Origin of the sequence: Streptomyces sp. SID3343 (genome assembly GCF_009865215.1) — a bacterium.
Classification (GTDB): Bacteria; Actinomycetota; Actinomycetes; order Streptomycetales; family Streptomycetaceae; genus Embleya.
Window position 1 is genome coordinate 1 of sequence record NZ_WWJX01000219.1, and the last position, 16,560, is coordinate 16,560.

The window sequence follows — 16,560 nt, forward strand, 5'->3', positions numbered from 1 at the left end:
GTCGAGGCGCCGGGCGCCGGGCCCGAGCCGGGTCCGCCCGGCGATCCTGGGATCGGTCGCCGACGGCTGCGGAGACGGCGGGAAACGGCGAGGACGACGGTTGACGACGACGCACGACCTCACCTCGTCCCGAGCCGGGGGCGGGCACCGAGCGCCGCCTCGGTGGGCTCTGAGGGGTGCGTGTTCCCGTCCGACTGCGTTGGTCCATTCACACACGGTATTGCCGCATCACGGTCAAACCCGGCCAAGAACACGAAAAACCTCACCCCCGCTGGTGTCGTACCGTCCTGGCGGTCGGTGCCCGCCCGTCGACGCGTGCACTGCTTGTGCCCCCGATTCTGCGGGGCTCACCAGGGAGGACGCTTTCCCGCCCCCGATCGGTGGCAGGGAAAGCGGACGAATTCCGGCCTCGCGGGCGCCGCGGGTCAGCCGGCGGCGCCGGCCTCCACCGCGTCCACCGCGCGCACGACCGCGTCGGTGCTCTTGACCTGGACCGCGATGCCCCGCTGTGCGGCGTACCACCGCAGGTCCACGGCCAGGTGGGGGAGCATCTCCTCGCCGATGAAGTTGATCGTGTGCCGCTTGGCGTGACCGTCGCGCATCGAGCACCGGACGACCGCGTAGCACGGCGAGTCGCCCTTGCCGACCTTGAGCTTGACCTGAACCGCCACGATGTCCTCCCAGCGCAACCCACGCGTGCGGAACAGGCCGTGGAAGACGAGTCCGTGGGGGCCGATGGAGAGCTTGCGATACCGGTAGAGCGCGTAGCCCAACACCATGAAGAGCGTGAGGCCGCCGTAGACGGACCAGCTCACGGCGGTCGGCAGGCCGAGGTCGGCCACGTCGAACAGCCCGAGCCCGACCGGGACCAGCGCACCGAGCAGCAGCAGCCGGACCGGCTTGGCCTCCCACAGGACGCCGTCTATGAGTTGCCTTCGGTTGTGGTTCGTGTTCGGGCCGGTGGTGTTCGTGGTGTTCGTGGTGCCGAGGCCCGCGGCGCCGGTGTATGTGCCGCCGGTGCCACCGGTGCCGCCGGTGTTCGAGGCATGGGTGTTCGCGGTGTTGGTGTTCCAGCTGCGGCTCATCGATGTCCCCGTCGTTGAGAGGCCGACCTACGAAACCAGGGATGCTACTGGCCACAGGGCACCGCCTACACTTTTGCGAGGCGCCCCACTGTCCGCAGCGCGCAGGACGGCCCCGCAGCACCCGCCTCGACCACCCACAGCCCAGGGAATCCAGTTGTCGCTCACCATCGGAATCGTCGGCCTGCCCAACGTCGGCAAGTCGACGCTTTTCAACGCCCTGACCAAGAACGACGTGCTCGCGGCGAACTACCCGTTCGCGACCATCGAGCCGAACGTGGGCGTGGTGGGCGTGCCGGACCCGCGCCTCGACACTCTGGCCGAGATCTTCGGATCGGCCAAGAAGATCCCGGCGACGGTCGACTTCGTCGACATCGCGGGCATCGTGCGCGGTGCCTCCGAGGGTGAGGGCCTGGGCAACAAGTTCCTCGCCAACATTCGCGAGTCGGACGCGATCTGCCAGGTCATCCGGGTCTTCACCGACCCCGACGTGGTGCACGTCGACGGCAAGGTCTCGCCGGTCTCCGACAAGGAGATCATCGAGACCGAGCTGATCCTCGCCGACCTCCAGACCATCGAGAAGGTCCTGCCGCGCCTGCAGAAGGACTCGCGGCTCCAGAAGGACAAGGTCGCGGTGGCGGCGGCGGTGGAGAAGGCCAAGGAGGTCCTGGAGTCGGGAACCACGGTCTTCGCCGCGGGCCTGGACCCGGAGCCGCTGCGCGAACTGCACCTGCTGACCGCCAAGCCGGTCCTGTACGTCTTCAACGTCGACGAGGAAGAACTCGTCAACGAGGAGCTCAAGGACGAACTGCGCGCGCTCGTCGCGCCGGCCGAGGCGATCTTCCTGGACGCGAAGATCGAGTCCGAGCTGATCGAGCTCGACGAGGCCGAGGCACTGGAACTGCTCCAGAGCCTGGGCCAGGAGGAATCCGGCCTGACCATCCTCGCGCGCGTCGGCTTCAACACCCTGGGCCTGCAGACCTACCTGACGGCCGGCCCCAAGGAAGCCCGCGCCTGGACCATCCCCAAGGGCGCCACCGCCCCCGAGGCGGCCGGCGTCATCCACACCGACTTCCAACGCGGCTTCATCAAGGCCGAGGTCATCGGCTTCGCCGACCTCGTCGAAACCGGCAGCCGCGCCGAGGCCCGCACCAAGGGCAAGGCCCGCATGGAGGGCAAGGACTACATCATGCAGGACGGCGACGTGGTGGAGTTCCGCTTCAACGTGTAGCGCGTGGTGTACCGGCCACGGCTCCCGTGCCGGTTCGCGGGCCGCAAGCCTGGCGACAGGGGCGCGGGAGCCGTCGCGTCGTCCTCACAGCTCGCTATCGCTACTGATCAGGCGAAACGGCCCGGCCCGGTCACCCCTGTGAGTGGCCGGGCCGGGTTGTGCTCGCGGGGGGTCAGTCGGTCGAGGCTCGGCGGCGGATTTTGTTGCCCAGCCAGACCAGGGGGTCGTACTTGCGGTCGGCGATGCGTTCCTTCATCGGGATCAGGGCGTTGTCGGTGATGTGGATGTTCTCCGGACAGACGTCCGTACAGCACTTGGTGATGTTGCACAGGCCGAGGCCGTGTTCCTCCTGCGCGGCCTTTTGCCGGTCGGCCACGTCCAGTGGGTGCATGTCCAGTTCGGCGATGCGCATCAGGTAGCGCGGGCCGGAGAAGGCCGGCTTGTTGTCCTCGAAGTCACGGATGACGTGGCACGTGTTCTGGCACAGGAAGCACTCGATGCACTTGCGGAACTCCTGCGAGCGCTCGACGTCGACCTGTTGCATGCGGTACTCGCCCGGTGCGAGGCCCTTCGGCGGCGTGAACGACGGGACCTGCCGGGCCTTGGCGTAGTTGAAGGACACGTCGGTGACCAGGTCGCGGATCACCGGGAAGGTGCGCATCGGGGTGACCGTGACGGTCTCCTGCTCGGTGAACGTGCTCATCCGCGTCATACACAGCAATCGCGGCCGCCCGTTGATCTCCGCGCTACACGAACCGCACTTGCCCGCCTTGCAGTTCCAGCGCACCGCGAGGTCGGGGGCCTGGGTCGCCTGGAGGCGATGGATGATGTCGAGGACCACCTCGCCCTCGTTCACCTCGATCGTGAAGTCGCGCAGTTCGCCGCCGTCCGCGTCGCCGCGCCAGATGCGGAAGTCCGCCTTGTAGGACATCAGTCGTCCTTCCCGGGAAGCTCTGCGTCGGTCAGGTACTTCGTCAACTCGTCGCGCTCGAACAGATCGAGCAGGTCGGCGCGCATCGGTGTCGCCTCGCCGCGGCTCAGCGTCACCGACAAGCTCGGCGCGTCGGGGTCCTCGATCGAGCACGCGAGGATCACCCGCCGCCACTCGGCGGACATCGCCGGGAAGTCGTCGCGGGTGTGCCCGCCGCGGCTCTCGGCTCGCTCCAGGGCCGAGCGCGCGACGCACTCGCAGACCAGGAGCATGTTGCGCAGGTCCAGGGCCAGGTGCCAGCCCGGGTTGTACTGCCGGTGCCCCTCGACGCCGGCCTTGGCCGCGCGCGCCTTGAGCTCGTCCAGGCGGGTCAGCGCCTCCGCCATCTCGCCCTCGCGGCGGATGATGCCGACGAGGTCGTTCATCGTCTGCTGGAGTTCCTGGTGGACCGTGTAGGGGTTCTCCGAACTCTCCACGGCGAACGGCGCGAGTGCCTCCTTCGCCGCCGCGTCGATCTGCTCCGGGGCCGGCTCGCGCCGGGCCTCGCCGATCTCGTCGGTGTACCGGGCGGCGTGCTCGCCCGCCCTGCGTCCGAAGACCAGCAGGTCGGACAGCGAGTTGCCGCCGAGCCGGTTGCTGCCGTGCATGCCGCCGGCCACCTCGCCGGCGGCGAACAGCCCGCGCACCCCGGGGGTCGCGGTCGTGTCCGGATCCACCGCGATCCCGCCCATGACGTAGTGGCAGGTCGGGCCGACCTCCATCGCCTCGGCCGTGATGTCCACGTCGGCCAGTTCCTTGAACTGGTGGTACATCGAGGGCAGTTTGCGCCGGATCTCCTCGGTGCCGCCGGCCATCCGGCCGACCACCGTCAGGAACACGCCGCCGTGCGGGGAACCGCGGCCCGCCTTGACCTCGGAGTTGATCGCGCGCGCCACCTCGTCCCGCGGCAACAACTCCGGCGGGCGCTTGTTGTTCTCCTGGTCGAGATACCAACGGTCGCCCTCGTCCTCGGACTTGGCGTACTTCTCCTTGAAGACGTCCGGGATGTAGTCGAACATGAAGCGTCTGCCCTCGGAGTTGAGCAGTACCCCGCCGTCCCCGCGCACCGACTCGGTGACCAGGATCCCCTTGACCGACGGCGGCCAGACCATGCCCGTGGGGTGGAACTGGACGAACTCCATGTTGATCAACGGCGCGCCCGCGAGCAGCGCGAGCGCCTGCCCGTCACCGGTGTACTCCCACGAGTTCGAGGTGACCTTGAAGCCCTTGCCGATGCCGCCCGTCGCGAGCACGATCGACGGCGCGTCGAAGACGGTGAACCGGCCCGACTCGCGCCAGTAGCCGAACGCTCCCGCGATCCGATGGCCGGTGCCGGTGCCGGTGCCGCCGTCGGAACCGGCCTCGGAACCGGCCTCCGGACCGGCGTCGGGGACGGTCAACAGGCGGGTGATCGTGCACTCCTGAAAGACCTTCAGCCGTGCCTCGGGGTCGCCGAACTCGCGCTCGTCCTCCTGTTGCAACGCCACGATCTGCTGCTGGAGGGTGCGGATCAGTTCCAGGCCGGTACGGTCGCCGACGTGGGCGAGGCGCGGATACTCGTGTCCGCCGAAGTTGCGCTGGCTGATCCGGCCGTCCGCGGTGCGGTCGAACAGCGCGCCCCACGACTCCAACTCCCAGACCCGGTCCGGGGCTTCCTTCGCGTGCAGCTCGGCCATCCGCCAGTGGTTGAGGAACTTGCCGCCGCGCATGGTGTCGCGGAAGTGCACCTTCCAACTGTCCTGCGAGTTGACGTTGCCCATCGAGGCGGCGATGCCGCCCTCGGCCATCACGGTGTGGGCCTTGCCGAACAGCGACTTGCACACCACGGCGGCGCGCTTGCCGCGCATCCGGGCCTCGATCGCGGCGCGCAGACCGGCGCCGCCCGCGCCGATCACGACCACGTCGTACGAATGACGTTCCACTTCGGACACGAGTGCTACTCCTGTACTGGTGCTGGGGCGTGAGGGGTGGTGCGCGGGGTGACCTTCGAGCCGACGGCCGCGGGTGCGGCCGCGGCCCGGCCTCAGAAGAACCGCGGGTCGTCGAAAACGTTGCTCGCGACCAGGTACACGTACAGGTCGGCCAGCGCGACGCTGAACAGCGAGGCCCACGCCAGTTCCATGTGCCGACCGTTGAGCTTGCTCACGAAGCCCCAGAAGCGGTAGCGCACGGGGTGCTTGGAGAAGTGCTTGAGTTTGCCGCCGACGATGTGCCGGCACGAGTGGCACGACAGGGTGTACGCCCAGATCAGCAGTACGTTCGCGAGCAGCACCAGGGTGCCGAGCCCCATGTGTCCCCAGGCGCCGTGCTCGTCGCGAAACGCGATCAGCACGTCCCACGACAGGATCACCGCGACGATCGTCGCGAAGTAGAAGAAGTAGCGGTGGATGTTCTGCACGATCAGCGGGAACCGGGTCTCGCCCGAGTACTTGCCGCGCGGCTCGGGAACCGCGCACGCCGACGGCGACGCCCAAAAGCCCCGGTAGTACGCCTTGCGGTAGTAGTAGCAGGTGAGCCGGAAGCCCAACGGGAAGATCAGGATGAGCAGCGCGGGGGAGAGCCCCCACCAGTCGCCGAACAGCGGCGCGTTGGCGCTCATCGGCATGCTGTCGCACTTCGACGCCAGGCACGGCGAGTAGAAGGGCGACACGTACGGCTCGGCGAAGTAGTCGTCGTTCGCGAATGCCCGCCACGTCGAGTAGACGATGAACGCGGACAGGATGGTCACGGTCACCGCGGGCGAGAGCCACCAGCGGTCCGTGCGCAGATGTCGGGCCTCGATCGCGGCCCGGCCCGGAGCGCCGGTGCCACCGCTGCCCGCTCCGCCCGCCTTGCCTGCTCTGCCCGTCGTCCCCGTCGTCCCTGTAGCCAAGACGTCACCTTCCTGTACGGCGGGGCGGCCGCATGCCGCCCACACCCTCGTCGTCCGCGTCCGCGAAGAGCACCGGGTCGTACGGCAGATCGGACATCACTTCGATCGGCCGCAGGCTCGGGTCGAGGTCGGAAGCCGCGTCGCCACCGGCGTCGGCGCCCGCTTCGGGTCGCGGTGGGACCGCGGCGGCACGCAACAGCGCCAGACTCGACCGGGCCCGCTCCACGTCCTCGCACAGCCTGCGCACGTCGAGGGTGTCGCCGAGGGCGCGACGCAACCCGCGCACCGCCCGGGCCAGATCGTCGAGCCTGCGCCCCGCCAGGGCCAGTTCCTCGTTCGTCGTGGTCGTCAAGATCGCGCTCACCTCCTGCTTTTCCGGCACCACGTCGTCGGGGGCCGGGGGATGGTGTTGCGGACTTGCAATGTCGTTTCCCGTGGTGGTGGGAACGTCGGCAGTCTGGCGCGAAAGATCAATCGATGGAAAGTGTTTCGCCGATCTGATGGGTCACAGATCAGGAAAAGGTGAGCGGCACAAAAAGATCGCCGGTATTCGATCTTGCCGTGGACAAGATCGAATACCGGCGATCAAGAGATAAGGTGTTCATCGAACCACGAGGTTCGGCGAACCACGAGGTCATCGAACTTCGATGCTCAGCGAACCACGAGGTTCGGCCGACTCCGGGGTTCGGCAAACTGCGAGGCCCTGCGAAGTTCGAGGTTTAACGATCTTCGAGGCGAATCGTGGCAGCCGGGCTGGATTCGATTCTGGTCCGGGTGGCGCCGATCCGCGGCCGGCCGGGCAGAACCCGTTCGGCGTCGACCAGGGCGGCTCGCGCGGCGTCGATATCGCCGGCCGCGCACACGCACAGGGCGTATGTGCACAAGGCATCGGCGTGCCCGGCCCTGGACGCCCGCTTTTCGGCGTCGACGAGTCGCTTGGCGGCGCGCACCGACTTCGCGGTATCACCGTGCAGCACCATCAACAGCGGCTCGTCGTCCTCGGCCTCCAATCGAATCGTCGCGCCGGAGGGGTGTCGATAGGAATCCCCGGGCTTGCGCAGAGCCTCCTCGGCCGCCGCGAGGTTGTCCGCGAGTGGCACGGTGCCCATGATCAGCGCCTGCACCATCACCTCGCCGAACAGGGCGCGGGCGGTGTCCCACGCCGAGTGGCTCGGCCCGATCCGGTCCAGATAGGCCCGCGCGACGGCGGCCGCGGCCGCGTCGTCGGCGTGCGCCTCCAGGGCCTGGACCCGCGCGAAAGTGCGATAGGGCTCACTTTCGGGGCCTTCGGGGATCAGGTCCGCCAATTGTTCGACCATTGCGACATCGCCGTCCCGATACGCCTCGGTCGCTCGCTCGTACAACAACCTGGCCCGCCCGGCCGGGGTGCCCCGGTCGGACTCGGCAGGGGGTACAGGGGTGTCGATATCGGAAGGAACGGGCCCAAAGGAACCGCCTTGGCGGTCGGCCGATCGCCGGGACCACCGCTTGCGCATACGTTCGTTGAAGGACTCGCCAGACTCGCTCACACCTATGGATTCTGCCTTGTGGGGCCTTCGAACGGCGCGCGACGGGCTCCGGGACGAAGTGCGGGACGCTCCTCCCCGTACGATTGAGACTGGCGCCGAGGAGGCAGGCCGGTTCGCGCGGTGCCCATCGCGCGGCGGAGGAGGCCCACGGATCGCCAGCCCGTCCGTAGCATCCCCGACTGAAGCCGAGAGACACGCAGCCGTGCCCACGCGCCATGACATCCGCAACGTCGCCATCGTCGCCCACGTCGACCACGGCAAGACCACCCTCGTCGACGCCATGCTGAAGCAGGCGGGCACGTTCAGTGCCCACCACCAGATGGACGATCGGGTGATGGACTCCAACGACTTGGAGCGCGAGAAGGGCATCACCATTCTCGCGAAGAACACCGCCGTCGCCTATCACCCCAAGGACGGTGGCCCCACGGTCACCATCAACATCATCGACACCCCCGGCCACGCCGACTTCGGCGGAGAGGTGGAGCGCGGACTGTCGATGGTGGACGGTGTCGTGCTGCTCGTCGACGCGTCGGAGGGCCCGCTTCCGCAGACCCGATTCGTGCTGCGCAAGGCGCTCGCCGCGAAGATGCCGGTCATCCTGTGCATCAACAAGGTCGACCGTCCCGACTCGCGCATCTCCGAGGTCGTCGACGAGACCTACGAGCTGTTCATGGACCTGGACGCCACCGAGGAGCAGATCGAGTTCCCCATCGTCTACGCGTGCGCGCGTGACGGTGTGGCCACTCTGGTGCGCCCGAGCGACGGCACCGTGCCCACCGACAGCGACAGCCTGGAGCCGTTCTTCCAGGCCATCCTGGACTCCATCCCCGCCCCCGAGTACGAGGAGGGCGCGCCGCTCCAGGCGCACGTCACCAACCTGGACGCGTCGAACTTCCTCGGCCGGATCGCGCTGTGCCGCGTGCACCAGGGCACCATCCGCAAGGGCCAGCAGGCCTCGTGGTGCCGGCACGACGGCACCATCGAGCGGGTCAAGATCACCGAACTGCTGATGACCGACCAGCTCGAGCGCAAGCCCGCCGAGTCGGCCGGCCCCGGCGACATCATCGCGATCGCCGGCATCCCGGAGATCATGATCGGCGACACCATCGCCGACCCCGAGGACCCGCGTCCGCTGCCGCTGATCACGGTGGACGAGCCCGCGATCTCGATGACGATCGGTACCAACTCCTCGCCGCTGGTCGGCAAGGGCGGCAAGGGCCACAAGGTCACCGCACGCCTGGTGAAGGACCGCCTCGAGCGCGAACTCGTCGGCAACGTGTCGCTGCGCGTGCTCCCGACCGAGCGTCCCGACACGTGGGAGGTCCAGGGCCGCGGCGAGCTCGCCCTGGCGATCCTCGTGGAGACGATGCGCCGCGAGGGCTTCGAGCTGACCGTCGGCAAGCCGCAGGTGGTCACGCGCGAGGTCAACGGCAAGGTCCACGAGCCGGTCGAGCGGTTGACGATCGACTCGCCCGAGGAGTACCTCGGTGGGATCACCCAGCTCCTCGCGTCCCGCAAGGGCCGCATGGAGACGATGACCAACCACGGCACCGGCTGGATCCGGATGGAGTTCGTGGTTCCGGCCCGCGGCCTGATCGGCTTCCGGACCGAGTTCCTCACCGACACCCGCGGCACCGGCATCGCGCACAGCGTGCACGAGGGCTACGAGCCGTGGTTCGGCGAGATTCGGACCCGCAACAACGGTTCGCTCGTCGCCGACCGCGCGGGTGTCGCGACGCCGTTCGCGATGATGAACCTCCAAGAGCGCGGCCAGATGTTCGTCGAGCCGACCACCGAGGTGTACGAGGGCATGATCGTCGGCGAGAACTCTCGCGCCGACGACATGGACGTCAACATCACCAAGGAGAAGAAGCTCACCAACATGCGCTCGTCGACGTCCGACGAGACCGAGAAGCTGATCCCGCCGCGTCGGCTCTCGCTGGAGCAGGCCCTCGAGTTCTGCCGTGAGGACGAGTGCATCGAGGTGACCCCGGAGACGGTTCGTATCCGCAAGGTCGTACTCGATCAGAAGGAGCGTGGCCGCTCGGCCTCGCGCGCCAAGCGCTGACAGTCTGACGGTCGCCCCCCGGCGGCCGGAAAAAGCCGGTGACCCGCGGTCGAACCCGCAGGTCACCGGCTTTTCGCATGCCGAGACCAAGTCGATATCTTTGCCCGATTATATTCGTTATGTTGACTATGGGCCTGACAAGATCGATCAGAAAACGATCAGTCTCGAAGTTTACAAGCGTCGAAAATGTTAATAAATAATCAGTTGCACGTTTGTTATTGACTGCCTCTTGACGTCGGGTAATTGGGTTGCGAGAGTCCGTGCGGCCACGAAACCAAACCTGCACTCGGTCGAACCCGACCTCATCTCGGGGGTATTTGCAGAATGACCATGCAACCCCAGCTGATCCCGGAAGAGGGTGGAACCCCAGCCGCCGGGAAGCTCGCTCCGTCGCTCGACAAAGCGGGGGTGGGAGCGGAATCAAAAGGAATAGTTGGGCGTTCTCCGAGCCAACTGGCTTGGCGACGCTTCCGCAAAGATCGCGTCGGCGTGATCTCTGCGTACGTCGTTGCTTTCTTTTTCTTGATCGCGCTCTGTGCGCCCTTGATTTCCAAGCTGTATGGGAAGGATCCATACACGCTCTACGGTCAGCGAGAAAGCGGCCTGCTCAACGCGCGTGGATTCCCGATCGCTCCCAACGGGGGCATGTCGGGGGACTACTGGTTCGGAATCGAGCCGACGCTGGGCCGTGACGTGCTCACCCAACTCGCCTACGGCATCCGCACGTCGTTGTTGCTCGCGGTGATCGTCGTCCTCGTCGTGACCGTCATGGGCACGATTCTCGGGATCACGGCCGGCTACCTCGGCGGGAAGACCGACTACGCGATCAGCCGGGTGATCGACACCCTCCTGGCGATGCCGTCGCAGTTGTTCTTCATCGCGTTCACCCCCATCGCGCTCGCCCTGTTCGTGAGCGACCGCGAGACCACGCCGACCTGGCTGCGGGCCACGGCGCTGATCCTGGTGCTGTCGCTGTTCGGCTGGACCCGGATCGCGCGCATTCTGCGCGGTCAGGTGCTGTCGATGCGTGAACGCGAGTTCATCGAGGCGGCCAAGGTCAGTGGGGCGAGCTCTCGCCGGATCATCTTCAAGGAACTGCTGCCCAACCTGTGGACCCCGATCCTGATCGTGGCCACGATCGAGGTACCGACCTACGTGACCACCGAGGCGGCGCTGTCCTTCCTCGGCGTGGGCATGACCGAACCGACCCCCGACTGGGGCCGGATGATCCGCAAGGGTTTCGAGGTCATGCAGAGCGACGTCACCTACATGGTCTTCCCGGCCACCGCGATGGTGGCCTTCGTCCTCGCGTTCAACCTCTTCGGTGACTCGGTGCGCGACGCGCTCGACCCCAAGGCCAACCGATGAGGCGCCCTCGCACGCTCCAGGTCGACGCACGCCTGCCGTAAGCACGTTCGGCACGACGCGGTCGTACCGCGATCCTCGCGATCGCTCCAGGCACCTCCCGCACCACGGTTATCGCATCGCCGGGTGAACCGGTTTTCTCATGAGGGGATCACATGAAAACGACGGGGAAGCGCAGATTCGCCGCGCTGCTCGCGGTAGGGGCTCTCGCGGTCTCGGCGTCCGCGTGCAGCAGCGGGGGCGGCGGCGACAAGGAAGAGAAGGGTGTACCCGCCGCCAAGACGGCGACCGTCTCGGTGGGTACGGCCGCGGATTCCAAGGGCCCCGCGGCTGCGGTTCCCGGTGGCAAGCCCGGCGGCTCGGTGAGCGTGCTCAACCGAACCGGCTTCTCGCACCTCGACCCGCAACGCGCCTACGTCAGCAACCTGATGACGGTCTCCGAACTGGTCTCCCGGCGCCTGACCTTCTACAAGAAGGAGGGCGACAAGGTCACCCTGGTCGGTGACCTCGCGACCGACCCGGGCAGCTCCACCGACGGTGGCAAGACGTGGAAGTTCACCCTCAAGGACAACCTGAAGTACGAGGACGGCTCGCCGATCGTGGCGGCCGACGTCAAGTACGGCGTCGAGCGCTCGTTCTTCAAGGCGTACAACCAGGGTCCGAAGTGGGTCCAGCAGTGGTTGGCCGGCACCGAGAACTACTTCGAGGTCTATGACGGGCCGTTCGAGGGCAAGGAGTTGGGCCCCGACAAGATCGAGGTGCCCGACGACAAGACGATCATCTTCAAGCTGACCGAGGCGCACCCCGACTTCCCGTTCGCGGTCGCCATGGGCACCACGTCTCCGATGCCCAAGGCCAAGGAGACCAAGGACGCGAACGACCGTACGCCGTTCGCCAGCGGTGCCTACCGGGTCGCCTCGCACGACCCCGGCAAGCTCATGGTGCTGGAGAAGAACACCAACTGGGACCCCGCGACCGACGCGATCCGGCACCAGTACGTGGACTCGTTCAAGTTCGAGCTCGGCGTCACCGCGCCACAGCAGTTCCAGCGGTTGACCGCCGCCGCCGGCACCGACGCGACGGCGTTCACGCTCAACGAGCGCCCCGACGCCAGCTTCGCCGAGCAGATCGCCAAGGACCCCTCGCTCGCGGCCCGGGTGACCGACGGCGTCGGCCCGTACACCAACCGCTGGGACATCAACAACTCGCGGATCACCGACGTCAACGTGCGCCGCGCGATGCTGACCGCGTTCCCGCGCGTGGCCGCACGACTGGCCGAAGGCGGCCCGACCGCAGGCGACTTCGCGACCACGATCGCCTCGCCGACCCAGCTCGGCTACGCGCCGTACAAGAGCCCCTTCGAGGGTCTGCCGCCCAACGGCGACCAGGAGAAGGCCAAGGGCATGCTGCAGGCGGCCAACAAGATCGGCCAGAAGGTCGTCTTCTGCTTCACGACCTCCAAGACGCAGCAGGAACGCGCCGTGCCGATCATCGAGGCGCTCAACCGCGCCGGCTTCCAGATGGAGCGCAAGGAGATCTCGGACACCGAGTACTACGACGTGATCGGCAAGCTCGACACCCCGTGTGACCTGTACTGGGCCGGCTGGGGCGCGGACTGGCCGACCGGTGCCACGGTCTACACCCCGGTGTACGACGGTCGCAAGGTCGTCAACGACGGCGAGAACTACGCGCAGTACAAGAACGCCGCCGTCGACACCGAGATCGACCGCATCCTCAAGCTCGGCCAGAACGAGCAGGCCGCCGAGTGGATGAAGCTCGACGAGAAGATCATGCAGGACGTTCCGTCGATCCCGTACATCTACCAGCGTCACCGCCTGGTGTACGGCCCGCAGGTAGGCGGCGCCACCCTCAACATCCACGGTGCGATCGACCTGTCCAACATCTTCGTCAAGTAGAGCCGTCCGCCCTTTTCCGGTCGATCCGACGGTGACCCGGGCCGGCCGCACCGAATCGGGTCCGTCCCTGGGCACTTCGCGGAGGTAGCCCGCCTCATGCTTCGTTTTCTGATCCGTCGGCTGATCGGCGTGGCAGCGATCCTGCTCATCGTCAGCGGCATCACGTTCTATCTGTTCTTCGCCGCATCCGGCGCGGACGACGTCGTGCGTCTGTCGTGCGGTCGAAGCTGTACTCCCGAGATGCGCGAGGTGGTCCGGCAAAACCTCGGCCTGGACAAGCCTCTCCTGGAGCAGTACTGGATCTTCCTCTCGGGGATCTTCATGGGTCGCAAAATCGGCGACCTCCAGTGCGACTCGCCGTGTCTGGGCTACTCGTTCGCCAACAACGAGAACGTCTTCGACAAGATCGTGGACCGCTTCCCGGTCACCATCTCGCTCGCGATCGGCGCGGTCGTGCTGTTCCTGGTGCTCGGCATCGGTATGGGCGTGGTCGCCGCGCTCAACCGGGGCAAGGCCGTCGACAAGGTCACCACGGGAGTCGCGCTGTTGAGCGGCTCCGCCCCGATCTACGTGCTCGGGCCGATCTTCATCTATGTGTTCGTCCAGCAACTCGGTTGGCTCGATCGGCCGACGGACCCACCGTCGTTCACCGGTGATCCCGGAGGGTGGGCCACCGCGTTGATCCTGCCCTGGGTCTGTCTGATGACGATCCACATGGCGCTGTACTGCCGCCTCACCAGATCCACGATGGTCGACGTGTTGTCCGAGGACTACGTCCGAACCCTGCGGGCCAAGGGGCTCTCCGGACGCAGCGTCTACATCAAACACGCGTTCCGCGGGGCGCTCAGTCCGATCATCACGGTTCTCGGCGTGGACATCGGCGTCCTGCTGAGCGGCACGATCATCACCGAATCCACCTTCAGCCTGCACGGTCTCGGCAACCTCGCGGTCACCGCCGTGGTCGACTCCGATCTGCCGATGATGATGGGCGTGGTCCTGATCGCGGCCACCTTCACCATGCTCGCGAACCTCGCGGTGGACATGGCCTACGCGGTCATCGATCCCCGGGTGCGGCTCTCATGACGGGCGGAACGAGATGAAACACCGTCAGGGAGCTTCCACAGAAGGGGCCGAGGAGCCGGACATGGCAACCTCCCAGAGCACCACCGGCGAGCCCACCCCCGGCGAGCCCGACCTCGGCAAGCCGGATTCCGGCAAGCCCGTCCTCGGCAAGGAGCCGGAGGCGACCCGCTCCCCGTCGAGCGGCGCCCCGTCGGACGCGTTCTTGTCCGTCCGGGACCTGCGCGTCCACTTCTCCACCGAGGACGGGATCGTCAAGGCCGTCGACGGGCTGTCCTTCGACGTGGAGAAGGGCCGCACGCTCGGCATCGTCGGCGAGTCCGGTTCGGGCAAGTCGGTTTCCTCGCTCAGCATTCTGGGGTTGCACAACCCCGAGCGGACCACGATCGAGGGTTCGATCCGCTTCGACGGCAACGAGTTGCTTTCGATGCCCGAGCGGAAACTGCGCGACCTGCGCGGGCGGCGCATCTCGATGATCTTCCAGGACCCGCTCACCGCGTTGTCGCCGTTCTACACGGTGGGTGAGCAGATCGCGGAGACGTACCGCCGACACATGGGCGCGAACCGGCACGACGCGCACGCGCGGGCGATCGAGATGCTCGACCGGGTCGGCATCCCGCAGCCCAAGGTGCGGGTGAACGACTACCCGCACCACTTTTCCGGCGGTATGCGCCAACGGGCGATGATCGCGATGTCGCTGGTGTGCGACCCCGACCTGCTGATCGCCGACGAGCCGACCACCGCGCTCGACGTGACGGTCCAGGCGCAGATCCTCGACCTGCTGCGTGACCTGCAGGACGAGTTCGGCGCCGCGATCGTGTTCATCACACACGACCTGGGCGTGATCGCGTCGATGGCCCACGACGTGCTCGTGATGTACGCGGGCCGCAGCGTCGAGAAGGGCACGGTGCGCGAGGTGCTCAAGACCCCGACACATCCGTACACCTGGGGCCTGCTGTCCTCGATGCCCAATCTGACCGGTGACGTCGACGTCCCGCTGCGGCCCGTTCGCGGCACTCCGCCGAGTCTGCTCGATCCGCCCTCCGGGTGTCCGTTCCACCCCCGGTGCGACCACGCGGCCGTGGTCGGCGGCGACCGCTGCGCGACCGAGCGCCCGGTGATATCGCTCGTGGACGGACGGGGGGCGGCCTGCCACCTGGCCGCGCAGGACAAGGAGCGGATCTTCCTCGACGAGGTCCGCCCTCGCCTGGGCTGACAGGACACCGAGCCGACGGGAATACAGGAGAACGACGATGACCGACACGATCAGCGAGTCCCCGGCGGCCGCTCCCGAACCGACCTCTTCGTCGCCCGGCGAGCCGCTTCTCGACGTGCGGGGCCTGGTCAAGCACTTTCCCACCAAGGGCGGCGGCCTCGTCCGGCGCAAGATTCTCCAGGTGCGGGCGGTCGACGGGATCGATCTGTCCGTCGGCGCGGGGGAAAGCCTGGGCCTGGTCGGCGAGTCGGGGTGTGGCAAGTCCACGACCGGCCGGCTGATCAGCCGACTGCTCGAACCCACGGGCGGCACGATCCGCTACGACGGGCACGACATCACGCACGCAACTCGTAAGCAGATGGCCCCGATTCGCACCGAGATCCAGATGATCTTCCAGGATCCCTACTCGTCGCTGAACCCGCGACAGACGGTCGGCGCGATCGTCGGGGCGCCGATGGAGGTCAACAACATCAATCCGGAAGGTGGCCGAAAGAAGCGGTCCCAGGAACTCCTGGAGCGCGTCGGCCTCAACCCGGAGCACTACAACCGCTTCCCCCACGAGTTCTCCGGCGGGCAGCGCCAGCGCATCGGTATCGCCCGCGCACTCGCGCTGCAGCCGAAGCTGATCGTCGCCGACGAACCGGTCTCCGCGCTCGACGTCTCGATCCAGGCCCAGGTGGTCAACCTGCTGCAGGGTCTGCAGCGGGACATGGGCATCGCGTTCGTGTTCATCGCCCACGACCTGGCGGTCGTTCGGCATTTCTCGCAGCGCGTCGCGGTGATGTACCTCGGCAAGATCGTCGAGATCGCCGACCGCACGTCGCTGTACTCGAACCCGCATCACCCCTATACGCACACGCTCCTCGCGGCGGTCCCGGAGACCGACCCGGACAAGGCGTCCGAGCGCACCCGCGTCCACGCGTTCGGCGACATGCCCAGTCCGATCAACCCGCCGTCGGGGTGTCGTTTCCGGACACGATGCCCGAAGGCCCAGGACGTGTGCGCCGCCGAGGAGCCGCCGCTGATCGCCGTCGAGAGTTTGCTCGCCGGCCATCGGGTCGCGTGCCACTTCCCCGGCCCGATCGAGGCGACGGCCCGCGCCGAGGAGGCCATGCCGGACGAGCGCATCGAAGCCGCGCTGGAGGCCGGGATCATCGAGGATCCGCAGTAGCGACGGCACGGAGCACGACCCGGCGGGGTGTCACCGATTTGGTGGCACCCCGTTTTCATG

General features: G+C 67.3%; 13 protein-coding genes. 7 read left to right on the plus strand and 6 right to left on the minus strand.

Going from position 1 to position 16,560, the window contains the following annotated elements; genetic code table 11:
- Positions 1-425: 425 nt before the first annotated feature.
- The gene (locus GT354_RS07905; RefSeq protein WP_161355542.1) at positions 426-1,085 is read right to left on the minus strand and encodes a hypothetical protein; all 660 of its coding nucleotides are present in this window, start codon (positions 1,083-1,085) and stop codon (positions 426-428) included.
- A gap of 154 nt (positions 1,086-1,239) precedes the next feature.
- On the opposite strand from GT354_RS07905, the gene ychF reads away from it, so the two are divergent.
- Positions 1,240-2,313: a redox-regulated ATPase YchF gene (ychF, locus tag GT354_RS07910; RefSeq protein ID WP_161355543.1), complete on the plus strand. Its 1,074-nt coding sequence runs from the start codon at positions 1,240-1,242 to the stop codon at positions 2,311-2,313.
- A 172-nt stretch (positions 2,314-2,485) separates the two neighbouring features.
- On the opposite strand, the gene GT354_RS07915 is transcribed toward ychF, so the two are convergent.
- The 5 genes from GT354_RS07915 to GT354_RS07935 form a co-directional block, all read right to left on the minus strand.
- Positions 2,486-3,247 carry a succinate dehydrogenase/fumarate reductase iron-sulfur subunit gene (locus tag GT354_RS07915; protein WP_202511630.1) on the minus strand — a complete coding sequence of 254 codons (762 nt, stop codon included), beginning with the start codon at positions 3,245-3,247 and terminating at the stop codon, positions 2,486-2,488.
- A complete protein-coding gene (locus GT354_RS07920; RefSeq protein ID WP_161355545.1) occupies positions 3,244-5,214 on the minus strand; it encodes a fumarate reductase/succinate dehydrogenase flavoprotein subunit in 1,971 nt (656 codons plus the stop codon). The genes GT354_RS07915 and GT354_RS07920 overlap by 4 nt, the downstream gene beginning before the upstream one ends.
- Positions 5,215-5,306: 92 nt before the next feature.
- Positions 5,307-6,155 carry a hypothetical protein gene (locus tag GT354_RS07925; protein ID WP_161355546.1) on the minus strand — a complete coding sequence of 283 codons (849 nt, stop codon included), beginning with the start codon at positions 6,153-6,155 and terminating at the stop codon, positions 5,307-5,309.
- Between the two features lie 4 nt (positions 6,156-6,159).
- Entirely contained in the window at positions 6,160-6,507 is a 348-nt protein-coding gene (locus GT354_RS07930) for a hypothetical protein (protein ID WP_161355547.1), read from the minus strand.
- A gap of 367 nt (positions 6,508-6,874) precedes the next feature.
- Positions 6,875-7,474 (minus strand): hypothetical protein, encoded by a 600-nt coding sequence (locus tag GT354_RS07935; RefSeq protein WP_161355548.1) that lies wholly within the window; start codon positions 7,472-7,474, stop codon positions 6,875-6,877.
- A 412-nt stretch (positions 7,475-7,886) separates the two neighbouring features.
- On the opposite strand from GT354_RS07935, the gene typA reads away from it, so the two are divergent.
- The 6 genes from typA (at position 7,887) to GT354_RS07965 (ending at position 16,500) form a co-directional block, all read left to right on the plus strand.
- Positions 7,887-9,752, plus strand: a complete 1,866-nt coding sequence (gene typA / locus GT354_RS07940) for a translational GTPase TypA (protein WP_161355549.1) — start codon at positions 7,887-7,889, stop codon at positions 9,750-9,752.
- A 324-nt stretch (positions 9,753-10,076) separates the two neighbouring features.
- A complete protein-coding gene (locus GT354_RS07945) occupies positions 10,077-11,120 on the plus strand; it encodes an ABC transporter permease (protein ID WP_161355550.1) in 1,044 nt (347 codons plus the stop codon).
- A 152-nt stretch (positions 11,121-11,272) separates the two neighbouring features.
- Complete coding sequence (locus tag GT354_RS07950; protein ID WP_161355551.1) at positions 11,273-13,033, plus strand: ABC transporter substrate-binding protein; 1,761 nt, start codon at positions 11,273-11,275, stop codon at positions 13,031-13,033.
- Between the two features lie 96 nt (positions 13,034-13,129).
- Complete coding sequence (locus GT354_RS07955; RefSeq protein ID WP_161355552.1) at positions 13,130-14,116, plus strand: ABC transporter permease; 987 nt, start codon at positions 13,130-13,132, stop codon at positions 14,114-14,116.
- 61 nt (positions 14,117-14,177) lie between these two features.
- Positions 14,178-15,329 carry an ABC transporter ATP-binding protein gene (locus GT354_RS07960; RefSeq protein ID WP_161355553.1) on the plus strand — a complete coding sequence of 384 codons (1,152 nt, stop codon included), beginning with the start codon at positions 14,178-14,180 and terminating at the stop codon, positions 15,327-15,329.
- 37 nt (positions 15,330-15,366) lie between these two features.
- The gene (locus tag GT354_RS07965; protein WP_161355554.1) at positions 15,367-16,500 is read left to right on the plus strand and encodes an oligopeptide/dipeptide ABC transporter ATP-binding protein; all 1,134 of its coding nucleotides are present in this window, start codon (positions 15,367-15,369) and stop codon (positions 16,498-16,500) included.
- Positions 16,501-16,560 lie beyond the last annotated feature (60 nt).

What these genes read in the sequence shown, in the direction of transcription:
- GT354_RS07905 (WP_161355542.1), bottom strand. Translation starts at nt 1,085, where the DNA reads ATGAGCCGCAGCTGGAACACCAACACCGCGAACACCCATGCCTCGAAC.
- GT354_RS07935 (WP_161355548.1), bottom strand. Translation starts at nt 7,474, where the DNA reads ATGGTCGAACAATTGGCGGACCTGATCCCCGAAGGCCCCGAAAGTGAG.
- GT354_RS07945 (WP_161355550.1), top strand. Translation starts at nt 10,077, where the DNA reads ATGACCATGCAACCCCAGCTGATCCCGGAAGAGGGTGGAACCCCAGCC.
- GT354_RS07950 (WP_161355551.1), top strand. Translation starts at nt 11,273, where the DNA reads ATGAAAACGACGGGGAAGCGCAGATTCGCCGCGCTGCTCGCGGTAGGG.
- GT354_RS07955 (WP_161355552.1), top strand. Translation starts at nt 13,130, where the DNA reads ATGCTTCGTTTTCTGATCCGTCGGCTGATCGGCGTGGCAGCGATCCTG.
- GT354_RS07960 (WP_161355553.1), top strand. Translation starts at nt 14,178, where the DNA reads ATGGCAACCTCCCAGAGCACCACCGGCGAGCCCACCCCCGGCGAGCCC.
- GT354_RS07965 (WP_161355554.1), top strand. Translation starts at nt 15,367, where the DNA reads ATGACCGACACGATCAGCGAGTCCCCGGCGGCCGCTCCCGAACCGACC.